Source organism: Pseudomonas sp. ICMP 8385, assembly GCF_002699915.1.
Classification (GTDB): domain Bacteria; phylum Pseudomonadota; class Gammaproteobacteria; order Pseudomonadales; family Pseudomonadaceae; genus Aquipseudomonas; species Aquipseudomonas gessardii.
Genome location: NZ_LKBY01000178.1, coordinates 1 through 3191, shown reverse-complemented (window position 1 = coordinate 3191; position 3191 = coordinate 1). Strand labels below are relative to the sequence as shown.

4 protein-coding genes are annotated in these 3191 nt (G+C 61.9%); all 4 read right to left on the bottom strand.

Going from position 1 to position 3191, the window contains the following annotated elements; translation table 11 throughout:
• Positions 1-81 precede the first annotated feature (81 nt).
• Entirely contained in the window at positions 82-1542 is a 1461-nt protein-coding gene (locus AO268_RS32290; RefSeq protein ID WP_016355708.1) for a 2-hydroxymuconic semialdehyde dehydrogenase, read from the bottom strand.
• A gap of 34 nt (positions 1543-1576) precedes the next feature.
• Positions 1577-2500 carry a catechol 2,3-dioxygenase gene (locus AO268_RS32285; RefSeq protein ID WP_016355707.1) on the bottom strand — a complete coding sequence of 308 codons (924 nt, stop codon included), beginning with the start codon at positions 2498-2500 and terminating at the stop codon, positions 1577-1579.
• Positions 2501-2516: 16 nt separating this feature from the next.
• The gene (locus tag AO268_RS32280) at positions 2517-2834 is read right to left on the bottom strand and encodes a 2Fe-2S iron-sulfur cluster binding domain-containing protein (RefSeq protein ID WP_016355706.1); all 318 of its coding nucleotides are present in this window, start codon (positions 2832-2834) and stop codon (positions 2517-2519) included.
• Between the two features lie 147 nt (positions 2835-2981).
• Positions 2982-3191, bottom strand: a 210-nt coding sequence (locus AO268_RS32275; RefSeq protein ID WP_141562876.1) for an SDR family oxidoreductase, incomplete at its 5' end; no start/stop codon positions are given.

The window sequence follows — 3191 nt, the reverse complement described above, 5'->3', positions numbered from 1 at the left end:
TGCAGGTTGGTGCGGTAGCCGGCAGCGATAATCTCTCGACCGATTTCAGGGCTTTGCTGCGGTGCGTTCATGACCAGGTCCTCAGAGTTTCACACAAATGTTTTTCAGCTCGGTGTAGAATTCCAGCGAGTGCACCCCTCCTTCGCGCCCGATGCCCGACTGCTTGCTGCCGCCGAAGGCGGTGCGCAGGTCGCGCAGGAACCAGCTGTTGACCCAAACGATGCCGGCCTCGATCTGCCCGGCGACGCGGTGGGCGCGCGAAGCGTTCTCGGTCCAGATCGCCGAGGCCAGGCCGTAAGGCAGGCTGTTGGCCAGTTCGATGGCTTCCTCCTCGCTGTCGAACGGGCGGATATGGCAGCAGGGGCCGAAGATTTCCTCGGTGACCACCGCCGAATCGTCGGCCAGGCCGGTCCAGATGGTCGGCTGCACCCAGGCGCCGCCGGCCAGGTGCGCCGACATGTCCGGCACGCCGCCGCCGGTGACAACGGTGGCGCCGTCGTCGACTGCCTGCTGGTAGTAATTGAGGACTTTTTCACGGTGCTTGTGGCTGATCAGCGGGCCGAAATTGGCCTCTGGATCGTTCGGTTCGCCGATCTTCAACGCTTCGGCGCCGGCCTTGAGGCGGGCGACGAACGCGTCGAAGATCGGCCGCTCGACATACACCCGCTCGGTGCCCAGGCAGACCTGGCCGCAGTTGGCGAAGGCCGAGCGCAGGGTGCCTTCGATGGCCTTGTCCATATCGCAGTCGGCGAAGACGATACCAGCGTTCTTGCCGCCCAGCTCCAGCGACACCTGGCGCACGCCCTTGGCCGCGGCGCGCATGATGGTTTCGCCGGTGCCGGTCTCGCCGGTGAAGGTGTAGGCGTCGACGTCCGGGTGCTCGGTGAGGAAGGCCCCGGCCGAATCGCCGCCGAAACCGTGCACCACGTTGTACACGCCGGCCGGCACACCGGCGGCCTGCATCACCTCGCCGAGCAGAGTGGCGGTCAGCGGGGTTTCCTCGGATGGCTTGACTACCACGCAGTTGCCGCAGGCGAGTGCCGGGCCGACTTTCCAGGTCATCAGCAGCAGCGGCAGGTTCCACGGGCTGATCACCCCGATCACCCCCTTGGGCCGGCGCACGCCGTAGTTGAGTGCACCGGCGCCGTCCGGGGTGGCCACCTCGAAGGCCTCGGTGGGGACGTTCTTGATCAGGTCGGCGAACACCTTGAAGTTCGCCGCGCCGCGCGGGATGTCGATGTGGCTGGCCAGCGACTTCGGCTTGCCGGTGTCGAGGCATTCGGCCTCGAGGAACTCGTCGAAGCGCGCCGTGATGCCATCGGCCACGCGATGCAGAATCTCGGCGCGCTCGGCCACCGTCATCTTCCCCCAGGGCCCCTTGAGCGCGGCGCGGGCGGCCTTGACCGCAGCGTCGACCTCGGCGCGGCCGGCCTCGTGAACGCGGCCGATCACCTGGCCATTGACCGGGTTGATGTCCTCAAAGGTGCGGCCGTCGGCCGAATAGACGAAGGCACCGTTAATGAAATGCTTGATCTCTTTCATCTGCGCAGTCTCTGCAATAAGTCGAGCCGGACCATCAGGTCAGCACAGTCATGAATCGTTCGTTGAGAATGCGGTCGTGGTAAAAGATCGCCTTGCCCAGCTGGTCGGTGGTCCAGGTCACCGGTTTGTGGTCCGGGTAGTTGTAATCTCCCCCGCAGAACACTTCGTTGCGGTTACCGGACGGGTCGAAGAAGTAGATGGTCTTGCCGTGAGTGAGGCCGTGGCGGGTTGGGCCGATGTCGATCGAGGTGTCGGTCATGGAGATCAGGTCGGCGGCGCGAAGCACGTCTTCCCAGGTTTCGAGGTGGAAGGACACATGATGGAGGCGGCCTTTTTCCGGATGGTGAATGAAGGCCACGTCGTGGGCCTTGGTCGACAGACTGAGGAACTGGGCGACGCGCGTGCCATTTTCGTCCAGCACCTGTTCGGCCAGATAGAAGCCGAGCACCTTGGTGAACAGGTCATAGGTCGCCGGCAATTCGTCGCCATACATGAGGGCGTGGTCGAAACGCACAGCCGCCATACCTTTCAGATCGCGCGGCCATGCCTCGGGATTGACCTCATTCACACCCCACTTTCCAGTATATTCCTTGTCTGAATACAACTCGAAGTGATGCCCGGAGGGTGCCTGGAAGCGCACCCGTCGGCCACAACTGTTCAGTTCACCTGCGGGTAGCTGCTCAACGGCACAGCCATATGCCATCAGATCCCGCTCCAGTTGCCGGAGAGCATCCTCATCCACAACCTTGAAACCCATGAAATCCATGCCCGGCTCATCCGCTTCACGCAGCACCAGGGAAAACTTATCCACTTCGGTCCAAGCCTTCAAATAGACGCGCCCGAAGTCATCACGGTCCACTTCGATCAGGCCGAGCAGGTCGCGGTAGTGGGCCAGGGCACTCTCTAGATTGAGAACGCGCAGCTGGATGTGGCCGGGTCGCAGAACGCCTTTTTTCATGACGGCACCTCTTGTTTCATCTGTTGTTTTTGTCGCCTTCGCTATTAGGGCAAAGACATTCGATGCTCAGATCGGACTGCGGAAATACCTGGCATGCCAGCGCCAAGCCTTGGCTCTCCAACTCGGGCGGCACGTGATGGCAGCTCATGCGACCGCGACGGTAATTGCCATGCAGCACATGGACCTTGCACAGCCCGCAACCGCCGCCGCGACAGCCCACCGGAATGCAGCGTTTGTGCTGGGCTTCCATGGCGCGCAGTACCGACTGGCCCTCCGCACAGCGGAATGACTGGCCGCTTAGCACTTCGAACACCTCGTAGCCGGCACTGTTCATATTCATCCCAGATACACTAAACATGACGGAAGTATCCCCCAACAGCTCTGCGTGATGCCGGCATAACCCCCCCGAAAATGAGCGTCAGGGATCTTATGTACGTTGCTTCTTCGCATGTCGATTTCTCTTCTTAACCAGACATAAGGGTCAACCGAGGTCTCCCCCTGCCACCGGAAGAGTTATACCGGTGATGTAGGAGGCGGCGTCAGAAGCAAGGAACAGAATTGCCTCGACCTGCTCGTCAATGCTTCCGTAGCGTTTCATAAGGCTGCTGTCGAGGGACTGGTCGACGATCTGCTGGTACCAGACCTTCTCCTGCTCACTCGGCTCGGCGCTATTGCGCGGAATCCGCCGTGG

Coding starts and splice junctions, on each gene's coding strand:
- AO268_RS32285 (WP_016355707.1), bottom strand. CDS start 2,500: ATGAAAAAAGGCGTTCTGCGACCCGGCCACATCCAGCTGCGCGTTCTC.
- AO268_RS32280 (WP_016355706.1), bottom strand. CDS start 2,834: ATGAACAGTGCCGGCTACGAGGTGTTCGAAGTGCTAAGCGGCCAGTCA.
- AO268_RS32290 (WP_016355708.1), bottom strand. CDS start 1,542: ATGAAAGAGATCAAGCATTTCATTAACGGTGCCTTCGTCTATTCGGCC.